At 73.2% G+C, this 22,412-nt stretch carries 17 protein-coding genes and 1 tRNA gene; 5 read left to right on the top strand and 13 right to left on the bottom strand.

The genetic code is table 11. The features are described from left to right. Positions 1-220 precede the first annotated feature (220 nt). Both BUE43_RS04635 and BUE43_RS04630 read right to left on the bottom strand, forming a co-directional pair. On the bottom strand, positions 221-1,483 hold the full coding sequence (locus BUE43_RS04635; RefSeq protein WP_073480286.1) for a serine hydroxymethyltransferase: 1,263 nt from the start codon (positions 1,481-1,483) through the stop codon (positions 221-223). Positions 1,484-1,786: 303 nt separating this feature from the next. Next, entirely contained in the window at positions 1,787-2,260 is a 474-nt protein-coding gene (locus BUE43_RS04630) for a MarR family winged helix-turn-helix transcriptional regulator (RefSeq protein ID WP_073479988.1), read from the bottom strand. Between the two features lie 101 nt (positions 2,261-2,361). On the opposite strand from BUE43_RS04630, the gene BUE43_RS04625 reads away from it, so the two are divergent. Together BUE43_RS04625 and BUE43_RS04620 are read left to right on the top strand one after the other, a co-directional pair. Beyond that, positions 2,362-2,757, top strand: coding sequence for a nuclear transport factor 2 family protein (locus BUE43_RS04625; RefSeq protein WP_073479987.1), 396 nt, complete (start codon positions 2,362-2,364; stop codon positions 2,755-2,757). A gap of 99 nt (positions 2,758-2,856) precedes the next feature. Beyond that, positions 2,857-3,309, top strand: coding sequence for a DUF4442 domain-containing protein (locus BUE43_RS04620; RefSeq protein ID WP_234995527.1), 453 nt, complete (start codon positions 2,857-2,859; stop codon positions 3,307-3,309). Positions 3,310-3,450: 141 nt separating this feature from the next. Here the strand turns inward: BUE43_RS04620 and BUE43_RS04615 are convergent, their stop codons facing one another. The 3 genes from BUE43_RS04615 to BUE43_RS04605 form a co-directional block, all read right to left on the bottom strand. Further along, the gene (locus tag BUE43_RS04615) at positions 3,451-4,443 is read right to left on the bottom strand and encodes a 2-hydroxyacid dehydrogenase (RefSeq protein WP_073479986.1); all 993 of its coding nucleotides are present in this window, start codon (positions 4,441-4,443) and stop codon (positions 3,451-3,453) included. A gap of 48 nt (positions 4,444-4,491) precedes the next feature. Beyond that, on the bottom strand, positions 4,492-4,872 hold the full coding sequence (locus BUE43_RS04610; RefSeq protein ID WP_073479985.1) for a PH domain-containing protein: 381 nt from the start codon (positions 4,870-4,872) through the stop codon (positions 4,492-4,494). A gap of 128 nt (positions 4,873-5,000) precedes the next feature. Then, positions 5,001-5,381, bottom strand: a complete 381-nt coding sequence (locus BUE43_RS04605) for a hypothetical protein (RefSeq protein WP_073479984.1) — start codon at positions 5,379-5,381, stop codon at positions 5,001-5,003. Between the two features lie 72 nt (positions 5,382-5,453). Here BUE43_RS04605 and BUE43_RS04600 point away from each other — a divergent pair, with 72 nt between their 5' ends. Further along, positions 5,454-5,903, top strand: coding sequence for a TIGR03668 family PPOX class F420-dependent oxidoreductase (locus BUE43_RS04600; RefSeq protein ID WP_073479983.1), 450 nt, complete (start codon positions 5,454-5,456; stop codon positions 5,901-5,903). Positions 5,904-5,999: 96 nt separating this feature from the next. On the opposite strand, the gene BUE43_RS04595 is transcribed toward BUE43_RS04600, so the two are convergent. Beyond that, positions 6,000-6,076 (bottom strand) — tRNA-Thr (locus tag BUE43_RS04595). A gap of 478 nt (positions 6,077-6,554) precedes the next feature. Here BUE43_RS04595 and BUE43_RS04590 point away from each other — a divergent pair. Further along, the gene (locus BUE43_RS04590; protein WP_073479982.1) at positions 6,555-7,346 is read left to right on the top strand and encodes an SDR family oxidoreductase; all 792 of its coding nucleotides are present in this window, start codon (positions 6,555-6,557) and stop codon (positions 7,344-7,346) included. Between the two features lie 346 nt (positions 7,347-7,692). Here the strand turns inward: BUE43_RS04590 and BUE43_RS04585 are convergent, their stop codons facing one another. The 7 genes from BUE43_RS04585 to BUE43_RS04555 all read right to left on the bottom strand — a co-directional run bounded on the left by BUE43_RS04585 (position 7,693) and on the right by BUE43_RS04555 (position 19,633). Next, positions 7,693-8,208: a GNAT family N-acetyltransferase gene (locus BUE43_RS04585; RefSeq protein WP_073479981.1), complete on the bottom strand. Its 516-nt coding sequence runs from the start codon at positions 8,206-8,208 to the stop codon at positions 7,693-7,695. A 233-nt stretch (positions 8,209-8,441) separates the two neighbouring features. Further along, positions 8,442-9,665, bottom strand: a complete 1,224-nt coding sequence (locus tag BUE43_RS04580) for a DNA polymerase III subunit delta' (protein ID WP_073479980.1) — start codon at positions 9,663-9,665, stop codon at positions 8,442-8,444. Beyond that, a complete protein-coding gene (locus BUE43_RS04575) occupies positions 9,662-11,707 on the bottom strand; it encodes a bifunctional MFS transporter/dTMP kinase (protein ID WP_083959371.1) in 2,046 nt (681 codons plus the stop codon). The genes BUE43_RS04580 and BUE43_RS04575 overlap by 4 nt, the downstream gene beginning before the upstream one ends. 598 nt (positions 11,708-12,305) lie before the next feature. Next, positions 12,306-15,029, bottom strand: coding sequence for a type I DNA topoisomerase (gene topA, locus BUE43_RS04570; RefSeq protein ID WP_073479979.1), 2,724 nt, complete (start codon positions 15,027-15,029; stop codon positions 12,306-12,308). Between the two features lie 637 nt (positions 15,030-15,666). Continuing rightward, positions 15,667-16,248, bottom strand: a complete 582-nt coding sequence (locus tag BUE43_RS04565) for a hypothetical protein (RefSeq protein WP_073479978.1) — start codon at positions 16,246-16,248, stop codon at positions 15,667-15,669. Positions 16,249-16,372: 124 nt separating this feature from the next. Next, positions 16,373-17,065 carry a hypothetical protein gene (locus BUE43_RS04560; RefSeq protein WP_073479977.1) on the bottom strand — a complete coding sequence of 231 codons (693 nt, stop codon included), beginning with the start codon at positions 17,063-17,065 and terminating at the stop codon, positions 16,373-16,375. A 279-nt stretch (positions 17,066-17,344) separates the two neighbouring features. Next, entirely contained in the window at positions 17,345-19,633 is a 2,289-nt protein-coding gene (locus BUE43_RS04555; RefSeq protein ID WP_073479976.1) for a sodium-translocating pyrophosphatase, read from the bottom strand. A gap of 377 nt (positions 19,634-20,010) precedes the next feature. Here BUE43_RS04555 and BUE43_RS04550 point away from each other — a divergent pair, with 377 nt between their 5' ends. Further along, the gene (locus BUE43_RS04550; RefSeq protein WP_073479975.1) at positions 20,011-22,356 is read left to right on the top strand and encodes a DEAD/DEAH box helicase; all 2,346 of its coding nucleotides are present in this window, start codon (positions 20,011-20,013) and stop codon (positions 22,354-22,356) included. Positions 22,357-22,412 lie beyond the last annotated feature (56 nt).

Genomic DNA, 22,412 nt, shown 5'->3' with positions numbered 1-22,412 from the left:
GTTGCCCCGTTCGAGGGGCAGTCCAACTGGTTTTCCCCCGAGCTCACGACCCCCGGGCAGGTGACTCTTCCCGGGGAGGGGTAACCACCGCGCCCTCGATCTTCTTCCCGTTCGAGCCCGAAGAACGTCCAGGCGCCGCGCACGGGCGTGCGCGGCGCCTGGACGGAGCGAACGACGTGGTCAGACCGGGGGTGGACCGGAGCCCGAACCGAAGGAGCGGTCAGGCCCAGCCGGGCATCGGGTACCCGGCGAGCAGTTCGCGGACCTCCCCGGCGATCCGGTCGAGGACGGCGTCCTCGCCCCGGTCGGCGGCCCGGATCGCCTCGTCGATCCACCCCGCGAGGCGCGGCATCTGCTCGACGCCCAGGCCACGCGTGGTGATCGCCGGCGTGCCCAGCCGGATGCCGGAGGGGTCGAACGGCTTCCGCGTGTCGAACGGGACGGTGTTGTAGTTCAGCTCGATACCCGCCCGGTCCAGCGCCCGGGCGGCCGGCTTGCCACCGATGCCCCGGTTGGTCAGGTCGACCAGGATCAGGTGGTTGTCCGTGCCGCCGGACACCAGGTCGTAGCCCCGCTCGACCAGCGCCTCGGCGAGAGCCCTCGCGTTGGCCACCACGGCATGGGCGTAGGCCCGGAATTCCTCGGTGGCGGCCTCCCTGAGCGCCACCGCGATGGCGGCGGTGGTGTGGTTGTGCGGACCGCCCTGCAGGCCGGGGAACACCGCCTTGTCCAGCGCCGACGCGTGCTCCGCGTCCGACATCAGCATGGCGCCGCGCGGACCGCGCAGCGTCTTGTGCGTGGTGGTCGAGATGACCTGGGCGTGCCCGACCGGCGACGGGTGCGCGCCACCCGCGATCAGGCCGGCGATGTGCGCGATGTCGGCCACCAGCACGGCGCCGACCTCGCGCGCGATCTCCGCGTAGGCGGGGAAGTCGATGGTGCGCGGGATCGCGGTGCCGCCGCAGAAGATGACCTTCGGCCGCTCGGCCAGCGCCAGGTCGCGCACCTCGTCCATGTCGACGCGGCCGGTGTCCTGGCGCACGCCGTACTGCACCGACCGGAACCACCTGCCGGTGGCCGAGACGCTCCAACCGTGGGTCAGGTGGCCGCCCATCGGCAGCGCCATGCCCATCACGGTGTCGCCCGGCTGGCAGAAGGCGAGGTAGACGGCCAGGTTCGCCGGCGAGCCGGAGTAGGGCTGCACGTTGGCGTGGTCGACGCCGAACAGCTCCTTCGCGCGCCGCACGGCCAGCCGCTCGACGGGGTCGATGACCTGCTGGCCCTCGTAGTACCGCCGGCCGGGGTAGCCCTCGGAGTACTTGTTGGTGAGGACGGTGCCGGTCGCCTCCAGCACCGCGGCGGAGACGTAGTTCTCCGACGGGATCAGCCGGATCTTCTGGTGCTGGCGCTCGGCCTCGGCCTCCACGAGCCGACCGAGCTCGGGGTCAGCGCTGGCGAGGTGCGGGATGGGCGGCTGGTGCACGGCTGTCTCCTGGGACGCGTCGTCGTCCGGGCGGAGCACCCAGGCGTACGGTGCCCCGTTCCGCGGGTCGCCCCGCTCCCGGTCCTGTCGTCGGCGGGCGCGGGAGCGCGGTCGCCCGGCCCCTGGTCCCGCCGCTCGCTCCCCGGTGGTTGTTTCCACCCGATCACGCCAGTCGCGACGCGTCGATGGTAGGGGAGGTGGCCGGTGACCAGGTGCGGGCGGGGTGGCCCGCTCCCCCGGGAGGCCACGCGCCGGTGGACCTCCGCCCAGCGCCCGACGCCCGACGCCCGCCTGCGGACGCGGTCAGCGGGCGCGCCGCTCCGCGATGCGGTCCACGAACCGCTGGAGCTGCCGGGAGAACCGCTCCACCTCGGCGTCGGACCAGTCCGAGACCAGCTCCGCGAAGATCCGCCGCCGGGAGTCGCGCAGCCGCTCGGCGATCCGCCGGCCGTGCGGGGTGAGCTCGACCAGGGCGACCCGGGCGTCGGCCGGGTCGGCGGTGCGCCGCACGACGCCGAGTCGTTCGAGCTGGCTGAGGTGGCGGCTGCCGGTCGTCGGCCCGATCCCCGCCGTCGCGGACACGTCGGCCACCCTGGCCGGGCCGAGCGCGGCGACCGCGTTGATCACCGGGTAGAGCGCGTCCTCGACCGCCAGACCGGCCGCGCGCAGCATCTCGCCGTACAGGTGCACCCGGTTCGCCCGCTGCACCATCGCCCCGGCGGCGCAGTCGAGCGCGTTCAGCGCCCGCTCCCGCGCCACGACGTCGTCTTCGACCATGCCCGCATGATACGTGCGCCTTGCACGCATCCGTCAGGGGCGTATCGTGCATGCTGCACGCATTTTACTGGGGAGGCGTGATGAGTCGGACCATCCAGGGGATGAGCCCCCGGAGATTCGTCGAGGCGATGTTGCGCGACGTGCTGCTCGGCGGCATCGAGGACGTCGAAGAGGCGGTCAGCACCTACTTCGCACCACACTACGAGCAGTACGTCGACGGGAACAGGCTCGACCGGGCCGAGTTCGCGCGACACGTCCGGACCGTCCGCGACACCCTGCGCGGCGGCGAGATCGAGGTCCGCGAGGTGCTCTTCGACGGGGTCACCCTCGCCGAGACCCACACGGTCCGCGGCCGGAAGACCGACGGCGCGGCCGTCGTGCTGGAGGTCTACACGTTCTGCGAGATCGGCCACGACGGGCGCGTCCGGCGCCTGAAGGAGCTGACCCACCTCCTGACGGGCGGACCGGCGGACCGCGCGCTCAGCCACGTCCACTGACCGAACGGGCGGTGGCGCCCGCGCCCCGCGGGCGGGCGCCACCGCCGCCAGGAAATCCCCGCCTTCCCCATTAAGCTACCGGCCAGTAACATCCGGGCCGTGGACATCGACAACAAGCAGCTCGGCGACCTGATGGCCCAGGCGGTGCCGTGGGTGCGCACGGCCGGCATCGAGTTCCTGGCCACCGAGCCGGGCCGGGTCGTGGTGGCGTTGCCCGACCACGAGAACACCCGCAACCACGTCGGCGGCCCGCACGCCGCGATGATGTTCGGCGCGGGCGAGACCGCCTCCGGCGCCGTGGTGATGGCGTCCTTCGCCGAGCAGCTCGGCCGGGCGACCCCGCTGGTCGCCCACGCGGAGATCCGGTACCGCAAGCTCGCGCTCGGCCCGCTGCGCGCCGACGCGGTGCTCGGCCGCACCGTCGAGGAGGTCGTCGCGGAGCTCGACGCCGGGCAGCGACCCGAGTTCCCCGTCCACGTCACGCTCACCAACGCCGACGGCGAGACCACCGGTGAGCTGACCGTCGTCTGGACCCTCAAGCCCCACCGCTGACCCCGCCCCCACGGAGGCGTCGCTCGCCTCCAGGTTCCCGTGACCTGAACGGACTTTCCCGGGGACGGCGGTGCCACCACCAGACATATGTCCACAGTGGACAAGTGGGGGCACCGCCGCCGCCCCGAGGACCTCGGCAGCTCAGCCGGTCACCGGCGTCAGCGGGGGCCGCCCGGCGAGGACGGCGGCGACGTTGTCGATCGCCAGCAGCCCCATGGCGTCCCTGGTCGCCAGTCCGGCGCTGCCGATGTGCGGCACCAGCACGACGTTGTCCAGCCCCAGCAGGCCCGGGTGCACCTCGGGCTCGTTCTCGAACACGTCCAGTCCGGCGCCCGCGATCACCCCGTCCCGCAGGGCCGCGACGAGCGCGGCCTCGTCGACGACGGGACCGCGCGCGGTGTTCACGAGGATCGCCGTCGGCTTCATGCGAGCCAACGCCCGCTCGTCGATCAGGTGCCGGGTCTGCGGCGTGAGCGGGCAGTGCAGGCTCACCACGTCGCCGCGCTCCAACAGTTCATCCAATGTGGACGGTTGAACGCCCAGGGCCGCGGCTTCCGCGCCGTGCGCGCGCCGACCCGTCGCGAGAACCCGCATCCGGAACGCGCGCGCCCGACGGGCGACCGCCATCCCGATCCGCCCCAGCCCGACGATCCCGAGCGTCGCCCCGGCCGAGACGTCCAGGCCGGTGAACAACGTGGGCGCCCAGCTCCACGGCGCGCCCGAGCGCAGGAAGCGGTCCGCCTCGACGACCCGCCGGGAGACCGCCAGCAGGAGGCCGAACGCCAGGTCGGCAGTGGCCTCGTCGAGCACGTCGGGGGTGTTGGTGACGACGACACCGCGCCGTCCGGCCGCGGCCACGTCCACGTTGTCGAACCCGACCGCGACGTTGGCCACCACGCGGAGCTGGTCGCCGGCCGCGACGAGCAGCTCCTCGTCGACCCGCTCGGTCAGCAGGGCGATCACCCCGGCGGCGCCGGACACTCCGGCCAGCAGTTCCGCGCGGGTGGGCGGGCGGTCCGGGTCCGGGTGGACCACGACCGGCACGTCGAGCTCGGACAACCTGCGCATCGCGGCGTCGGTGAGCGCGCGACTGACGTAGACGTGGCCCGTTCGGGGCGAAGGAGTTTCCGGCACGGTCGGAGCGTGCCCGATCCCCGCCCGGGGCGTCGACGGTCGCGTCCGCTACACCGGACTGGCCAGGCCGGCGGCTTGCCGCACGGCGGCCACGAACTCGTCGGCCGCCTGCCGGGGCGAGCGCAGCGCCCACACGCGCCCCGCGGCGTGGATGGTGACGGTGCTGAGGAGCACGAGCCGGCGATCGGCGACGACACCGCTGAGCTGGCCGTACGGCACGGAGGTCGTCCACCCGGGGCCGGCGCCGAGGATGCGCCGGTCGGTCACCACGACCAGCGCGTTCCCCTGCCCCAGCAGCGGACCGGCGGTGACGGCGCGGACCCGCTCGTCGGGGGCGAGCATCAGGTCGAGCCGACGCGCGTCGTCGCCGTGCCGCGCCCGCAGGCGCCGGGGAATCACGGCCAGGCGTTGTTCGAGGTCGGGACGCATGGCGGCAGCCTGTCCCCCGCCGGAACGTGATCACCATCACCCAAATGGAGGCACAGCGACCAACGGCTCACCCGAGTGGACCAGCGGCCCCGGTCAACGATGACCCTCAGTGAGGAGGGTGGGGTCGCTCAGGCGACAGCCAGCACACCCGCCCGCACCGCGGCGGCGAACTCCTGGGCCAACCGGAACGGCATGTCAGCCACCCGCAGCGTGCCCGTGGGGCCGTGCACGGCCACCGCCCCGCCGGCCCGGGAGTCACCCGAGGTCGCCACGTACGCCACCTCGGACAGCGGGATCGTCAGCACCCGCTCGTCGTCGGTCAGGCCGACGACGCGGCGGTCGGTCACCGCGAGCAGCACCTCGCCCTGGTCGCCGGACCGCCCGGTGGTCACGGCGCGAACCGGCTCGCCGGGGACGAGCAGTCCGGCGAGCTGCCGCACCCGCGCGCGGTCCTCCGGCCGCCGGGGCACCGGGAGAGTGTCGAGAAGCGGGGCGATGACGTCGGCCACCGCGTCAGGATCGCCCGCCCCCGCCCCTCGGGGAAGCGGCCGACCGGGTGTGATCACGACTACCCTGGACCCGTGCGGATGGACCCGGCCCTGGCGCGCGCCCGGTTCGCCACCGCCCGCGTCGCCCGGCTCGCGACCGTCGGCGCGGACGGCGCGCCCCACCTCGTGCCGGTCGTCTTCGCCGTCGCCGAGAACGACACCGACAACGCCGGCGACACCGGGGACGACGTCTGGACGGCCATCGACGCCAAACCCAAGGACTCCCCCCACCCGCGCCGCCTGCGCAACATCGCACAGAACAACATGGTGAGCCTGCTCGTGGACCACTACGAGGAGGACTGGAGCCAGCTGTGGTGGGTGCGCGCCGACGGCGAAGCCGAGATCGTCAGCGGCTGGCCGGAGGCAGAGGACGCCCTACTCCTGCTGTGCGCGAAGTACCCGCAGTACCAGGACAACCCGCCACCCGGACCGGTCGTGCGCATCCACGTCCACCACTGGCTCGGCTGGTCCGCCACCGAGTGACACCACAGCGACGGCCAGGAGTGAACCGCAACCCAAACTGCGACCCCGAACGCGACGAGGGCCTTTCCGTGATCCGGAAAGGCCCTCGTCAGGTGCTGGAGCCGCCTGTGGGAATCGAACCCACGACCTACGCATTACGAGTGCGTCGCTCTGGCCGACTGAGCTAAGGCGGCGAGGCGGGACCCAGTGTAGCGGGCGAGGAGAGGGGTCACCGACGGGTATCCCCTCCAGCGGGCCAGAGGTGATGGGAGTCTCACTCCGGTGTCGGTTTCGCCCGCCGAACGCACCAGCGCCACAGCCATTCGGTCTAGTCCATGCGGTGCTGTCGGAACGGAGCCAGAAGACGGGCGTCCACGACCGATCGAAGCAGGTGGGTACCGCCGAACGGCCGGCGCCCGATTGTTCCGACGTCACGACAACGCTCTGGTCGAAGCCGGTTGGGCCGGGTTCGAGGCGGCCCCGGTGCGGAAGTGGGCGGACGGGTGGCTGAGTCGTTACGACGATCACCGGATCAGCCGTCACACACCGTCACCGCGATGTGATCCCCTGGAAACGAGCGCTCGCGGGGGCGGGCGCCGCCCGGACCGCCGACCTGGGGCGCGGCCGACCGGCGCCGGGCGCTCTCTCGGCCGCGGAAGCGGGGCAGCGCCAATGAGCACCGAGCTGTTCTCCCTCGTGGGCCGCACCGCGCTGGTGACCGGGGCACGCACCGGCATCGGCAGGGCCATCGCGGTGGGCCTCGCCCGAGCGGGCGCGGACATCGTCCTGCTCAGCCGCACCAAGGACCTCGACGGGGTGGCGGCCGAGGTCGCGGCCACCGGCCGGCGGGTCGAGCGGCTCGCCGTGGACCTGGCGGACCTGGCCAGGGTCGAGCCCGCCGTGTCCCGGCTCCTCGCCCGGCAGCAGATCGACATTCTGGTCAACAACGCGGGCATCGTGCACCGGGAACAGGCCACCGAGGTCGAGCTGCGGGACTGGCGCCGGGTGTTGACGGTGAACCTGGACTCGGTCTTCCTGCTGTGCCAGGCGGTCGGGCGACAGATGCTGGCCCGCTGCCACTCGGCCGACAACCACCCGCACCGCCCGAGCAACGGGAAGATCATCAACATCGCCTCGTTGCTCAGCTTCCAGGGCGGCATCCAGCTGCCCGCCTGCACGGCCAGCAAGAGCGCGGTCTCCGGGCTGACCAAGGCGCTGGCCAACGAGTGGGGGCCGCACGGCGTGCAGGTGAACGCGATCGCCCCGGGGCACATCGCGACCAGGAGCACGGCGCCGATCCGCGCGGACGGCGACCGCGAGGCGGCCATCCGGACCCGGATCCCCGCCGGCCGCTGGGGCCGCCCAGCCGACCTGGTGGGCGCGGCCATCTTCCTGGCCTCGGCGGCGTCCGACTACGTCAACGGGCACATCCTGGCCGTCGACGGTGGCTGGCTGGCCCGCTGACACGACGGGCAACGCGTGTACCAGATGTCGACACCGGCTTGGTGATGTCCACCCGTTGGTGAAGGCACTTATCCCCAGGTGTCGAGGTTGTCCACAGCTCGGCGGCGCAGCCTGGGCTCGGTGGTTGGGTCTCGATAGGCTGGAGCAGGGCTCGCCCCCCAGGGCGGGTGGGGGCTGTCGCAGGAGAGGTAAGGGGCCAGCGGCGGAGTTCGGTGGCCACAGGCTCCTTGCGGCCAGGACAACGAAGCCGTTCGAACGTACGCCAGTCCGACATGCCGTGACCGGCACCCGGACCCGGGCAAAGCGGGATCGGCGACGGCGTGGCCACCGCCGATCCCGCCCTGGATCACTGTCGGGTCAGCCCCGGCGACACGGTTCGGAAACTGGCTGTCGTCTCACCGGTGCTCCGCCGCCGCAGGCCTGCCTTTTCCAGCACGCGGACCGAGGCGGGGTTAGCCAGCTCCACGTCGGCGCACACGGTGTGGACGCCCGGCGCGGTGAGGGCGAACTCCACGAGGGCCCTGGTGGCCTCCGTGGCGTACCCCCGGCCCCGCCGAGAGGCCACGACGCCGTAGCCGATCTCCAGGCAACCGTCGCTCGGCGGCCAGAACAGCCCGATCGAGCCGACCACCAGACCGCTGTCGCGCTCGGTGATCTGGCGTTGGCCGTACTCCCCCAGGGCCTCCGGGTGCTCGCTCGCGAAACCGGCGATCACCTGGTCGCCCTCGGCGGGGAAGTCCGACGCCCAGTGCGGAAGGCGGACGCCGGACAGCACGGCGGAGAGCTCGGCGGTCGGCCACGTCCGCAGGACGAGGCGGCTCGTGACGAGATCGGCGCCGGACAGGGAGAAGAAGGAGAACACGCGACACTCCTGGTCGTTCGAACGACCCGGTCCGCGCTAGCCCCGCGCGGACCGGACAAGGGCATGCTGAACACGGCTGCTGGCAGCCATATTCATCAACCTCCCCTGACCAGGGCGTTCACGCGTCCCTCGCGCCAGCGGCACGCTAACAACGCCCGCGGCGCGCGGACAACTCTTTTGATCTCCGACTGCCGGCGGACAGGCCCGCCCGCCGGGCAAAGGCGTGCGACGCCCTAACCACCCGTGTGAAGGGCTGTGAGCAGCGCTTCGATGGCGATCCGCGGCTTGACGTTGCGCTCCAACGCCTCACGGCAGGCCAGCACGGCCTCCAACCGCCGGAGCACAGTCTCGGGTCGCCAGTGGCGGGCGGCCCGGACCACGTCGTCGGCGCGGTCCGGATGGGTCAGCGCGGCCTGGGCACCCGTGGCCGTCACCAGGACGTCCCGGTAGAAGCCGGCCAGGTCGACCAGCGCGCGGTCGAGCGCGTCCCGCTGGGTACGGGTGGCCCGGGACTTCTGCCGCTTCTCCAGGTCCTTGAGCGCGCCCTTGGCGCCCCTGGTGGCCGAGGCGGTGCCCTTGCCGGTGCCGCCGGCGCCCATCGCGGTCTCCAACGCCTGGCGCTCGGCCTCGTCCAGCGCCCCGCTGACCGCCGCCGCCTCGGCCTCGGCGGCCTTGACGAGGTCGTCGGCGCGGTCGAAGACGTCGGAGAGCCGCCGCAGGCCGAGCGGGGCCGCGAGCACGGCCTCCCGCCGGCTGCGGGCCGACGGGTCGGTGGCCAGCCGCCGGGCCCGGCCGACGTGGCCGCCGCAGACGCTGGCCGCCCACCGGGCGGTCTCCTCGTCCAGCCCGTCCCTGCGGTGCAGGACGTCGGCGATCGCCTCGGCGGAGGGCGTGCGCAGCGCGATCACCCGACACCGCGAGCGGATCGTCACCGACACGTCCTCGGGGTGGTCCGAGGGCGCGCAGAGCAGGAACACGGTCCGGTCCGGCGGCTCCTCGACCGCCTTGAGCAACGCGTTGGCCGCGCCCTCGGTGAGCCGGTCGGCGTCCTCGACCAGCACCACCTGCCACCGACCGGTGGTCGGCCGCCGCGCGGCGAGCTGCACCAGCGAGCGCATCTCCGAGACCGAGATCGACAACCCCTCGGGCACCACGACCCGCACGTCCGCGTGCGTGCCGGCCATCGTGGTGCGGCACGCGCCGCACTCCCCGCAGCCCGGCTCGGCCCCGTGCGGTCGCGCGCACTGGAGGGCGGCGGCGAAGGCCCGCGCGGCCACCGACCGACCGGAGCCGGGTGGGCCGGTGAACAGCCACGCGTGGGTCATCGCGCCCGGGGCGACCGGGTTGCCCGCCACCAGGTCGTGCGCGGCCCTGGCCGCCGCGCCCAGCACGCCGACCGCCTCCGGCTGCCCGACGACGTCGGCCCACACTCCGCTCGGGGTCACGTCCGCGGTCACCGCGTCTCCACGCCCGGGGCCAGCGAGGACGGGCCGTCCGCCACCGCCACCCGGCGCTCGGCCAGGACCGGCCGCACGGCGTCCCGCACGCGCCGCGCCACCTCGTCCGCGGGCCCGTCGCCGTCCACCACGACGTACCGGTCCGGGTCGGCGGCGGCCATCTCCGTGAGGATGCGCTGCACCCGCCAATGGTGCTCCATGCTGTCGAGGCCGCTCGCGTGGGGACGGTCCTCCGCGGGGCGCTCCGGTTCCCGCAACCCCGCCGGGTCGCGGTCGAGCAGCACGGTGACGTCGGGCCGCAGCCGGCCGGTCGCCCAGTCGGCGAGCCCCTCCAGCTCGGTCTGGCCGAGGCCGCTGGCCGCGCCCAGGTGCGCCAGGGGGCTGTCGACGAACCGCTCCATGACCACCAACGCGCCGGAGGCCAGCGCCGGCCGGATCCGCCGTTCGACCACGTCCGCGCGCACGGCCGCCGCGACCAGCGCGTGCGCCCGCGCCCCGGAGAGCGACGCGCCGTCCAGCACGCCGCGCAGCCGGGTCTCGTCCAGCGCCGGGTCGCCCGCGAGGACCACGTCGCGGCCGCCGGAGCGCAGCCACTCGGCCAGCCGCTGGGCCTGGGTGGCCGTGTCGGCGATCGTGTCGCCCTCGACGGCGATCAGCAGGCCGCCCCCGCTCCGACGCCGGTCGTCGCCGCCCCGGAGGGCGTGCAGCAGGTCGGACAGGATCGGCTCGGAGCGGCGGTCGTCCATCTGCCGGTAGGCGACCACGCCGACGACCGCGGCGACGACGCCGGCGCCGAGCAGCACCGGTCGGGTGCCGTCGATCTGCATCTCCTCGCCGAAGACCGTGACGGTGCGCGGCCGCACCAGGCCGACCAGCAGCGGGACCACCGCGGTCGCCCCGAACAGAATGATCTTCATGACGAGCTGGACCATGGCGTTGGTCCGCCCGCGCACCGCGTCCTCGACCTGCGAGCCGATGATCGTCTGCCCGGTCAGGAAGGCGGCGCCGGCGCAGAACCCGACCAGCGCCACCGCCACCAGCGCGACCCACAGGTGCGGCGCCAGCGCGACCACGACCAACGCGAGCGCGGCGAGCACGATGGCGATGCCGAACAACCGGTTGTGCGGCAGTCGCTGGGCCAGCCGGGGCGCGGCGGCCATCCCCAGCCCGAGCCCGAGGAACACCGCGAAGAAGAGCATGCCGTAGGCGGTGTCCCCGCCGGACAGGCTGGCCGCGTACAGCTTGGCACAGGCGATCACCGCCCCGCCGGCGGCGAAGGCGCCGGCGATCCCGACCAGCAGGCCGCGGATCAGCGGCGTGGTGCCGATGAACCGCACACCCTCGCGCAGCATCGCGAAGAGGCCGGGCTGCTCGATGCCCTCGCGCGGCGTGCCCACCGGGGCGTGCCCGGCGACCCTCGGGCCGCGCCGCCCGGAGATCTCCTTGACGCGGGTCGCCACCATCACGGCCGAGGTCAGGTAGAGCAGGCCGTTGACGATGACGATGATGTAGGCCAGTCCGAGCTCGCTGCGCAGGTTCAGGGTCGGCCCGACCGCGGAGATCGCCGAGAACAGCCCGGCCGCCGTGATCACCGAGATGCCGTAGGTCATCATCAGGCCGAGCTGGTTCGCCGTCTCCACCTGGTCCGGCCGGCGCAACAGGTTCGGAATCGACGAGTCCTTCGCCGGAATCCAGAACAACGCGCAGACGCCGATCAGGAAGTTCGCGATGAGCAGCCACCAGAGCTCACCGACGAACGCGATCGACAGGAACAGGGCGCAGCGCAGGAGATCGCCGACCACCATCACCTTGCGGCGGTCGAACCGGTCCGCGAGCACCCCGCCCAACGGGCCGAGCAACATCGCGGGCAGCAACTGGGTGGCCACCACGGCGCTGAGCGCGAAACTCTTCACCAGGTAGACGTCGGTCATCTTGGTGACGAGCGCCGACAACGCGAGCAGCGACAACCAGTCACCAATGCTGCACAGCGCGCAGACCATCCACAGCCGGCGAAAAGCGGGAATGGCGAGAACACTGCGCATTCGGTGGGCGGTGGACGCGCCGGAGCCCGCCCGCCGCGTGGAACGGGCCCGCTCAGTCACGTCCTGACCTGTCCGGATGGTCCTCACCCCCGATCCGACCAGCGAACTCCACGTCCGCCTGTGCTCAGCGTAGCCGGGGCCGGCTGACGGCCGGGCGCCGTCGCGGAGCCGGGTGGGCACCGCCGGGCACCGGCCGAACCGACGAACTCGCCCCGCTGCCGGCCTCCCGGGAGCGGAGATCGAGAAACGTCACGCGGCGCGCACCGCCCGGTCACGATTCCCGCACGAATGCAAGATCGCAAAATGAGGCCGCCGTTTCCCCCATCCGGCGGGCGAGCGGAAGGAACCAACCGCGATGCCGAATACGACAAGAACGCGCCGGGGAGGAGTACTGCCGCGATCAACGACCAACAACCGCGGAACGCGGTGAATACCCAACCCCCAGCGGGAGCGGAACACCCGTGGCCTCCACTCCACCCGAACAACGCTTCGAAGAATCGAGGAGCTGACGGAACGTGCCCGGTGCGCCGCCCCCGCGGGGCAGTGCACCGGGCACGTCGTCCGTCCAGAAGGGGCGCCGACGACGCCCCCGCCCGCCTCAGGAGGACTTGGCGGCGGCCTTCCGCCGGCTCGTCGTCTTCTTCTGGGCCGGCCCCTTGGCGCGCTTCTCGGCCAGCAGCTCGGCGGCCCGGTCCATGGTCAGCGTCTCGACGTCGTCGCCCTTGCGCAGCGAGGCGTTGGTCTCGCCGTCGGTGACGTAGGGGCCGTAGCGGCCCTCCTTGACCACGACCGGCTTGCCGGAGGTCGGGTCGTCGCCGAGCTCCTTCAACGGCGGCGCGGCCGCCGCCGTCCGCCGGCCCCGCTTCTTCGGCTCGGCGTAGATCTTCAGCGCCTCCTCGACGGTGACGGTGAAGATCTCGTCCTCGCTGGCCAGCGAGCGGGAGTCGGACCCCTTCTTCAGGTACGGCCCGTACCGCCCGTTCTGCGCGGTGATCTCCTCACCGCTCTCCGGGTCGACCCCGACCACCCTGGGCAGCGACAGCAGCCGGAGCGCGTCCTCCAGGGTCAGCGTGTCCAGCGCCATGGACTTGAACAGGCTGCCGGTGCGCGGCTTCTCCTTGGCGCCCTCGGGCAGCACCTCGGTCACGTACGGGCCGAACCGGCCCTCCTTCGCCACGATCTCGTGCCCGGTGGCCGGGTCGGCGCCCAGCGACCGCCCCTCCTGCGGGGTGGCGAACAGCTTCTCGGCGATCTCCGAGGTCAGCTCGTCCGGCGGCAGGTCGTCGGGCAGGTTCGCCCGCTGCGACTCCCCGTCGACCTCGCGCTCCAGGTACGGCCCGTACCGGCCGACCCGGACCACCACGGTGTGCCCGGCGTCGTCGGTGAACAGCGGGATGGAGTTGACCTCCCGCGCGTCGATCTGCTCGACGCTGGAGCCGACCAGCTTCTTCAGCCCGCCGGAGCGGCCCACCGATCCCTCCGGGCCGACGGCGCCGCCGAAGTAGAACCCGGACAGCCAGGTGGTGCGCTCCTGGCGGCCGGCCGCGATCGCGTCCAGCTCGTCCTCCAGCGCGGCGGTGAAGTCGTAGTCCACCAGCCGGCCGAAGTGCCGCTCCAGCAGACCGACCACGGCGAAGGCCACCCAGGAGGGCACCAGCGCGGAGCCCTTCCGCCACACGTAGCCGCGGTCCTGGATGGTGCTGATGATCGAGGCGTACGTGGAGGGCCGGCCGATGCCCAGCTCCTCCAGGGCCTTGACCAGGCTCGCCTCCGTGTACCGCGGCGGCGGGTTGGTCGAGTGCCCGTCCGGGGTCAGCTCGGCTGCGTGCAGCGGCTGGTCCTGGCGCAGCCTCGGCAGCCGGGTCTCGGCGTCGTCGGCCTCGCCGCCGGCCTCGGCGTCGACCGCCTCCACGTAGGCCTTGAGGAAGCCGGCGAAGGTGATCGTGCGGCCGGACGCCGCGAAGGCGCACTCCTCACCCGAGGCCGCCGTGCCGGTGATCCGGACGCTGAGCGTGGTGCCCTTCGCGTCGGCCATCTGCGAGGCGATGGTCCGCTGCCAGATCAGCTCGTAGAGCTTGAACTCGTCGGACTCCAGCTCACGCGCCACCTCGCCGGGGGTGCGGAACACCTCGCCGGCCGGGCGGATCGCCTCGTGCGCCTCCTGGGCGTTCTTGACCTTGCGGGTGTACTGGCGCGGCTTGTCGGCGACGTACTGCGCGCCGTACAGCTCGCGGGCCTGCGAGCGGGCCGCCGTGATCGCCGTGTCGGACAGCGTCGTGGAGTCCGTACGCATGTAGGTGATGTAGCCGTTCTCGTACAGCCGCTGCGCGGTGCGCATCGTGCGCTCCGCCGAGAACCGCAGCTTGCGGCTGGCCTCCTGCTGGAGCGTGGAGGTCATGAACGGCGCGTAGGGCTTCCGCGTGTAGGGCTTCTCCTCCACGCTGCTGACGGCCAGCTCGGCGTCGGCCAGACCCGCCGCCAGTCGCCGCGCGTCGGCCTCGTCGAGGCGGCGGACCTCGGCGGAGCGCAGCCGGCCGTCCGGGCCGAAGTCCCGGCCGGTGGCCACCCGCGCGCCGTCCACGGCGACCAGCCGCGCGCCGAAGGTGTGCGGCTGGTCCTCGGCTCCGGCCTCGGCCTCGGTCCGCAGCACCGCGGCGATGTCCCAGTAGGCGGCGGGCACGAACCGCATGCGCTCGCGCTCCCGCTCCACCACGATGCGGGTCGCCACCGACTGCACCCGGCCCGCCGAGAGCTTCGGCATGACCTTCTTCCACAGGACCGGGCTGACCTCGTAGCCGTAGAGCCGGTCCAGGATGCGCCGGGTCTCCTGCGCGTCGACCAGGTGCTGGTCCAGCTCCCTGGGGTTGGCCGCCGCCTCGCGGATCGCCGGCTCGGTGATCTCGTAGAAGACCATCCGGTGCACCGGCACCTTGGGCTTGAGCGTCTCCATCAGGTGCCAGGCGATCGCCTCGCCCTCGCGGTCGCCGTCCGTCGCGAGGTAGAGCTCGTCGACCTCCTTCAGCGCCTCCTTGAGCTCGCTGACGGTGGCCTTCTTGTCCGGGGTGACGACGTAGAGCGGCTCGAAGTCGTGGTCGACGTCGACGCCGAGCCGGGCCCACGGCTGGCCCTTGAACTTGGTCGGCACGTCGGCCGCGCCCCGGGGCAGGTCGCGGATGTGGCCGCGCGAGGACTCCACGAGGAAGTCCTTGCCCAGGTAGGAGGCGATCTTGCGGGCCTTCGCGGGCGACTCCACGATCACCAACCGGCGACCGCTGGAGGCTCCGCTCCCGCCGCTTCTCCTCGTCCGTGTCGACCCAGCCACGCTGCCCTGCTCTCTGCTCTACCTATGTCCCGGCCCGCCAGTGTGCACCGACTGCAGCCCCGCACGCTGCGCCGGGTGACGGAAGAGGCTCGCACAGACACGCCCGGAGAGCAGCCTCCACCCGCCCCGTCCACCCGTCCGGGGTGGGCCTCGTCACCTCGCGGTCAGTGCCGGGACGACGCGGCGACGCCCCGGGCTGTCCGCCGCGCGAGCGGCCCGGTGGGCGACACCGCGGTGTCGCCGGTCACTTGCTCGTCGCCAGGGCCCCGGAAGAGGCGCCCACCTCACGGACGTCCCAGTGTCGTCCTCGTTCCCCGTCCTCGTTCCTGTCCTTCGACCGGCGCACCGGTCAGCTCTCAACGCTTTCGCGCCGGGAGACGCGGGGCTCGCCCGCACCCCCTCCCGTCGCTCGACCTGCCTGTCTCCGCCCGCTCTGTCGCCCCCCTCTCCGAGTCCGGCCCGGGCCGCCGCGGGCGCCCTCCCGCGCTCACGCCCGCTCCTCTCCCGGCATCCTCCCCAGTGCCACGGCCACCGGGCCGCCCCCTGACCGACCGTCCCAGCCGAACGGGTGAGAGGGACACTCACCTGATCGGACCGAAATTCCTCCGTTCGGGCGAAAGTCGCTGTCCGGGTCCCGTCAGATCACCGGCCACTCCCCGGTCCCGCACCCGCTCGGCGGACCGCCGACGAACTCGGCGAGGCGGGCCAGCCGGCGCCGGCCGGAGACGCGCAGTCCGGGGCCGCCGCCACGCGCCCCCACCAGCGTGGCCGGCAGGCCAGCCCTGGCCAACACCTCGGCCAACGGCCGGTGGGTGTCGGGGGCGTGGGCGTCCAACCCCATCAGGTATCCCCCGGGCACGGCGCGTCCGGCCACCACAGCCCACAACCGGAGCACCGTCCCGTCCACCTCGAAGCCGGCGGGCACCGCCTTCACGGCGCCCCTCAGCCAACCGGCCGCCAGCGGGACGAGATCGGCGTGGAAGGCCGTCCGCACCAGCGGGGAGCCCTCCTCGGACGTGGCGACCTCCGCCGCCACCCCGCGCTCGGCGCACGCGGCGAGCAGCGCGTCGGCCCGCCACGTCTCCGGCACCACGGCCGAGACGCGCGCGGCCGTGCCCCGTCCGACGCTCACGGCCTGGCCCGGCCCGCACAGCGGACCGGCCAGGTCCGCCAGGCGCGGTGGCCTGGCGTCGGCGGAGAAGAAGGACAGCTGCCCCACGCCCGCGAGCTTAGAACGCTTGTTCGATAGCAGGAAGGCCATGTCCCCCGACTCCCCCGCCCCTTCCGGGGCATTTCCACCCACTCCGAGGCGTCAGCCCCGGGACGCCCGCGAGCCGTCCGGTCTAGGAGGTGGGCGGAACGGACTTCACGGTCGGCGGCGTGGCGGGAGTGGTGGGCGCCGGTGGCACCGGTGGCACCGGGGCGGTCGGCGCCGTGGGCGCCGTCGAACGGGCCACATCCAGTTGCCGGCAGTTCGGCGCGTGCTCCCTGGCCCGTTCCAGGTCCCGGCTGACCCTCAGCTCGTCCGTGGGGTCCCGGAACTGGTCGAGCCGCTGCTTGAGGTCCTGGCTGACACCCTGCACGACCTGCTGGAACTGCTGGGGGTTCGCCGGGTTGGCCTGGTCGACCCGCAGCTTCGCCGCGTCGACGCTCTGCTTCACACCGGTCAGCGCCTCCCCGGTCCGCCGGGCCACCTCGCCCGCCGCGGGCTCCGGCGGCGACTGCCGCAACTCGCCCACGGTGGTCACCGCCCGCTCCAACGCGGTGGCGGCCTCGCCCAGCGACTGGCTGTAGGAGGCCCTGAGCTGCACGGTGTCCGCGCCCGTCGGCTGCGTGCCCAGCGTCCTGGCCAGCGCGGCCCGCAGGTCGACGTCGACCCCGCAGAACGCGTTCACCCAGCGCGCGCGGGCGTCCCCGGTGGGAGCCGTGCTGGGTCCGGTCGGGGCGGTGGTCAGGTCGCTCGGCCCCTGGTGCGCGGTGCACGCCAGGAACGGGAGCGACATCAGGGCCAGGAGCGGGACCAGCTCACGTCGCACGGGATCCCCCTTCGCGCCAGCCTCGGCCACGTGGGCTTGGTTCGGGTTGTCGGCGCGCCCGGGGCGGGGCCCCGGGACGTGGCGCCGGGACACGCGACGACCACCGCGAACGTACCGCCGGTCAGGGGCCGTCGCCGGGCGACCGGAGCGGTTCACCCACCCGTTCCGCCCCGCACGCGGACGGGGCCGGCCCGACGGGCGGGCCGGCCCCGTGCCGGTCGAACGCGTCCCCCTCGGTCACCCCTCCTGGCGACCGCGCGCACCAGGTGGAACAGCGCCTCACACCACCGCGCTGTTGGGTTCGGGCGCGGGCGATGACTCCGCGATCGCGGTGCTCCTGCGCTTCGACACGGTGATCGCGCCGACGATGACGGCGAGGGCGAGCAGCGCGATGACGGCCCGCAGGACCGGGGACGCGCCCGACCCCACCGAGAAGGTGACGACCGCCGGCGCGATCAGCACCGAGACCAGGTTCATCACCTTGATCAACGGGTTGATCGAGGGACCCGCGGTGTCCTTGAACGGGTCGCCCACGGTGTCCCCGATGACGGTGGCGGCGTGCGCCTCGGAGCCCTTGCCGCCGTGGTAGCCGTCCTCCACCAGCTTCTTGGCGTTGTCCCACGCGCCACCGGAGTTGGCGAGGAAGATCGCCATCAGGGTGCCGGTGGCGATGGCCCCGGCCAGGTAGCCGGCCAACGGCCCGACACCGAGCCCGAAGCCCACCGCGATCGGCGCCAGCACCGCCAGCAGGCCAGGGGTCGCCAGCTCCCGCAACGAGTCCTTCGTGCAGATGTCCACCACCCGGCCGTACTCCGGTCGCGTGGTGCCGTCCATGATCCCGGGGTTGTCCCGGAACTGGCGCCGCACCTCGAACACCACGGCCCCCGCGGCCCGGGAGACCGCGTTGACCGCGAGCCCGGAGAACAGGAAGACGACCGCGGCGCCGACGGCCAGGCCGACCAGGGTGCTCGGGCTGAAGACCGCGAAGTCGGCCAGGTCGAACACCCCGTTCACCTTGCCGAGCGCCTCCTTGATCGCGTTGTTGTACGAGCCGAACAACGCGCTCGCGGCGAGCACCGCGGTGGCGATCGCGATGCCCTTGGTGATCGCCTTGGTGGTGTTGCCCACCGCGTCCAGCTCGGTGAGGATCTGCGCGCCCTGACCGTGCACGTCGCCGGACATCTCCGCGATGCCCTGGGCGTTGTCGCTCACCGGGCCGAAGGTGTCCATCGCGACGATCACGCCGACCGTGGTGAGCAGGCCGCAGCCGGCCAGCGCGATGGCGAACAGGGCGACCGTGACCGACCCCGAGAGCAGGAACGCGCCGTAGACCGCGCCCCCGATGACGATCGCCGTGTAGACCGCCGACTCGAAGCCCACCGAGATCCCGGACAGGATCACCGTGGCCGCACCGGTCAGCGAGGTCTTGCCGACGTCGCGCACCGGACGGTGCTCGGTGCCGGTGAAGTACCCGGTGAGCCACAGGATGACCCCCGCGAGCACGATGCCGATGATCACGGCGACGGCCGCGACCAGCGCCGGGTTGCCCTCGGTCCGCTCACCACCGCTGAGCGCGGAGAAGCTCGCCGGCAGGTAGGCGAACGCGGCGACCGTGCACAGCACCGCGGAGATGATCGCCGAGATGTAGAACGAGCGGTTGATCGCCGCCAGCCCGCTCTCCCCCGGCTTGGCGTTGGTGACGTACACCCCGATGACCGCGGTGAGCACACCGATCGCCGGCACGATGAGCGGGAACAACAGCCCCTGCACGCCGAAGGCGGCCGTGCCGAGGATGAGCGACGCGACCAGCGTGACCGCGTAGGACTCGAACAGGTCGGCCGCCATGCCCGCGCAGTCGCCCACGTTGTCGCCCACGTTGTCGGCGATGGTGGCGGCGTTGCGGGGGTCGTCCTCGGGGATGTTCTGCTCGACCTTGCCGACCAGGTCCGCGCCGACGTCGGCGGCCTTGGTGAAGATGCCGCCGCCGACCCGCATGAACATCGCCAGCAACGCCGCGCCGAACCCGAAGCCCTCCAACACCTTGGGCGCCTGTCCGGCGTAGACGAGCACGACGACGGCCGCGCCGAGCAGGCCCAGGCCGACGGTCGTCATCCCCACGACGCCGCCGGTGCGGAAGGCCACCCGCATCGCCCGCTCCCGGCCGCTGTCCTCGCGCGCCGCCGCCGCCACCCGCACGTTGGCGCGGGTGGACAGCCACATGCCGAGATAGCCGATGGCCGCGGAGAAACCGGCGCCGACGACGAAGAACAACGACCGCCCGACCCGCTCGCCGACGTCGTCGGCCGGCAACAGGAACAGCAGCAGGAACACGATCACGACGAACGCGGCGAGCGTTCGGAACTGGCGGTTGAGGTAGGCCGCCGCGCCCTCCTGCACCGCCCTGGCGATGTCCTGCATCTTCGGGGTGCCCTGGCCGGCGGCCAGCACCTCCCGGAGCAGGACGTACCCGACGGCGAGGGCGGCCAGGGCGACCACGGCGACCACGGCGACAACACCGCGGTCACCACCGGAGAGCTGCAGGCCCTCCGCGAGGATCAGCCGGGACATCCGTCCTCCTGGTGACGACTGCTATGTGGGCGCCAGGAGCCGGCGGTTGCGTCGGCTCCGACGCCGGGGAAGAAGCGCGCCGCCCGTGTGGGCGGCGTCACGAGCGCGGAGTCTATTCCGCCGTCTAGTGGCTCAGTTCACTGTGTGACCCTCACCGCTCTCGAACGGCGCAGTATCGCGCTTTTGTATCGATCAAGTTGCACGGAACGGAAGGAGGCAGACGCGGAGAGCAGCAAAGGACCGTCCACGGTAGACCCGAGCTCGGGCTCGTGGTTTCTCGATCACCCATATGGTTGTTTACAGTGCGAAGTTTTCCTTCCTCCGCGTTCGGCCACTCGCGGGCTGTCCTGTCAGTCCCGTGTGACACGCTCGACGTCGTGGGTGGACAGGACCGCGGACACGCGCTGCTGAACCGGGTGCTGGCCGGCGTTCCCGCCGGCGAGGACCCGCTGACCCACGTCGCCCACGTGCCCGAGCGGCACGCGCGCGCCGTCGAGTGGCCGAAGTGGACACCACCCGAGGTGCGCGAGGCGTTTCGCGACCGAGGAGTGGCGCTCCCGTGGACGCACCAGGCGACGGCCGCCGAGTTCGCGCACAGCGGCCAGCACGTGGTGGTCGCGACCGGAACGGCCTCCGGCAAGTCCCTCGCCTACCAGCTCCCCGTGCTCTCGCGGCTCCTCGCCGACACCAGGGCCACCGCGCTCTACCTCGCGCCCACCAAGGCCCTCGGCGCCGACCAGCTCCGCGCGGTGTCCGAACTCGACCTCCCGGGGGTGCGCGCGGCGGCCTACGACGGGGACACCCCGATGGCGGACCGCGACTGGGTCCGGGCCCATGCCCGCTGGGTGTTCACCAATCCCGACATGCTGCACCGCGGGGTGCTGCCCGCCCACGGGCGCTGGGCGACGTTCTTCCGCCGCCTCGCCTTCGTCGTGGTCGACGAATGCCACGCCTACCGCGGCGTGTTCGGCTCGCACGTCGCCCTGCTGTTGCGCCGCCTGCACCGGGTCGCTCGGCGCTACGGGGCCACACCGGTGTTCGTGTTGGCGTCGGCGACCGTCGCCGATCCCGCCCGCTCCGCCTCGGCGCTGTCCGGGGTGGACTGCGTGGCGGTGGCCGAGGACGACTCGCCCCGCGGGGCGCGCACGATCGCCCTGTGGGAGCCGCCCCTGCTGGAGGAGCTGGCTGGCGAGAACGGGGCGCCGGTGCGGCGCTCGGCCGGGGCGGAGGCGGCCCGCATCCTGACCGACCTCGTGGTGGAGGGCGCGCGGACGCTGACGTTCGTCCGGTCGCGGCACGGCGCCGAGCTCACCGCGCTGGGCGCCCGCCGCCAACTGTCCGAAGTGGACAGTTCACTGGCCGACCGGGTCGCCGCCTACCGGGGCGGGTACCTGCCGGAGGAACGACGGGCCCTCGAACGGGCGCTCGCCGACGGGGAACTGCTCGGCGTCGCCACCACCAACGCGCTCGAACTCGGGGTCGACATCGCCGGACTCGACGCCGTCGTGGTCGCCGGGTACCCCGGCACGCTCGCCTCGTTCTGGCAACAGGCCGGCCGCGCCGGCCGGGCGGGGGACGGCGCGCTGGTGGTGTTCGTGGCCAGGGACGACCCGCTCGACACGTACCTGGTGCACCACCCCCACGCGATGCTGGACCGCCCGGTCGAGGCCACGGTGCTCGACCCGGGCAACCCCTACGTGCTCGCCCCGCAACTCGCCTGCGCGGCGGCGGAGCTGCCCATCCCGCCGGAGGAGCTGCCGGCCCTGGGCGGCGACGCCGCGCTCGAGGCCCTGGAGGCGCTGGTCGCCGACGGGGTGGTGCGGCGACGGCCGGCGGGTTGGTACTGGGTCGCGCGCGACCGCCCGCACTCCGAGGTGGACATCCGGGGCTCCGGCGGCGAACAGGTGGCCGTGGTGGAGGCCGACACGGGGCGCCTCCTGGGCACCGTCGACCCCGCCTCCGCCTGCGCGACCGTGCACCCCGGCGCGCTGTACCTGCACCAGGGCTCGTCCTACGTGGTCGACGACCTGGACCTCGACGGCGGCCTGGCCCTGGTGCACGCCGAGGATCCGGAATGGACAACGGTCCCCCGCGACGTCATCGACATCGCCGTCGTCCGCACGGCCCAGGAGCGAAAGCACCGCGGCGTGACCGTCTGCCTCGGCGAGGTCGAGGTGACGACCCAGGTCACCAGCTACCTCCGACGCCTGCCCTCGGGGCAGGTCCTCGACCAGGTGCCGCTCGACCTCCCGCCGCGGACGCTGCGCACCCGCGCGGTCTGGTACACGGTGCACGCCGACCTGCTGCGCGGCAGCGCGCCGGGGGGCGCCGGTCTGGTTCCGGCGCGCGTCCCCGGCGCGCTGCACGCCGCCGAGCACGCCGCGATCGGCCTGCTACCGCTGTTCGCGACCTGTGACCGGTGGGACATCGGCGGGGTGTCCACTGCCCTGCACGCTGACACCGGGGAGGCGACGGTGTTCGTGCACGACGGTCATCCCGGGGGAGCCGGCTTCGCCGACCGCGGCTTCGCCGCGCTGGTCCCCTGGTTGTCCGCGACGCGGGAGGCGATCGCGTCCTGCGAGTGCCCGGCGGGGTGCCCGTCCTGTGTTCAGTCGCCGAAGTGCGGCAACGGCAACGAGCCACTGGACAAGGCGGGCGCGGTGGCCGTCCTGGACGTCGTGCTCCGGACCATCCGGGCCGACGGGGCGGCGACCAGCGCCTGAGGTGGGTCGACCCGCCCGCCGGTCACGGAATCCGGCGTCCGGTCGACACGCACCTC

It is taken from the genome of Streptoalloteichus hindustanus (assembly GCF_900129375.1).
GTDB classification, from domain to species: Bacteria; Actinomycetota; Actinomycetes; order Mycobacteriales; family Pseudonocardiaceae; genus Streptoalloteichus; species Streptoalloteichus hindustanus.
Note: the sequence above shows the minus strand (reverse complement) of the source record. Positions and strands in the feature narration are given on the sequence as shown.

What these genes read in the sequence shown, in the direction of transcription:
- BUE43_RS04630 (WP_073479988.1), bottom strand. Translation starts at nt 2,260, where the DNA reads ATGGTCGAAGACGACGTCGTGGCGCGGGAGCGGGCGCTGAACGCGCTC.
- BUE43_RS04625 (WP_073479987.1), top strand. Translation starts at nt 2,362, where the DNA reads ATGAGCCCCCGGAGATTCGTCGAGGCGATGTTGCGCGACGTGCTGCTC.
- BUE43_RS04610 (WP_073479985.1), bottom strand. Translation starts at nt 4,872, where the DNA reads ATGCGTCCCGACCTCGAACAACGCCTGGCCGTGATTCCCCGGCGCCTG.
- BUE43_RS04575 (WP_083959371.1), bottom strand. Translation starts at nt 11,707, where the DNA reads ATGCGCAGTGTTCTCGCCATTCCCGCTTTTCGCCGGCTGTGGATGGTC.
- BUE43_RS04590 (WP_073479982.1), top strand. Translation starts at nt 6,555, where the DNA reads ATGAGCACCGAGCTGTTCTCCCTCGTGGGCCGCACCGCGCTGGTGACC.
- BUE43_RS04555 (WP_073479976.1), bottom strand. Translation starts at nt 19,633, where the DNA reads ATGTCCCGGCTGATCCTCGCGGAGGGCCTGCAGCTCTCCGGTGGTGAC.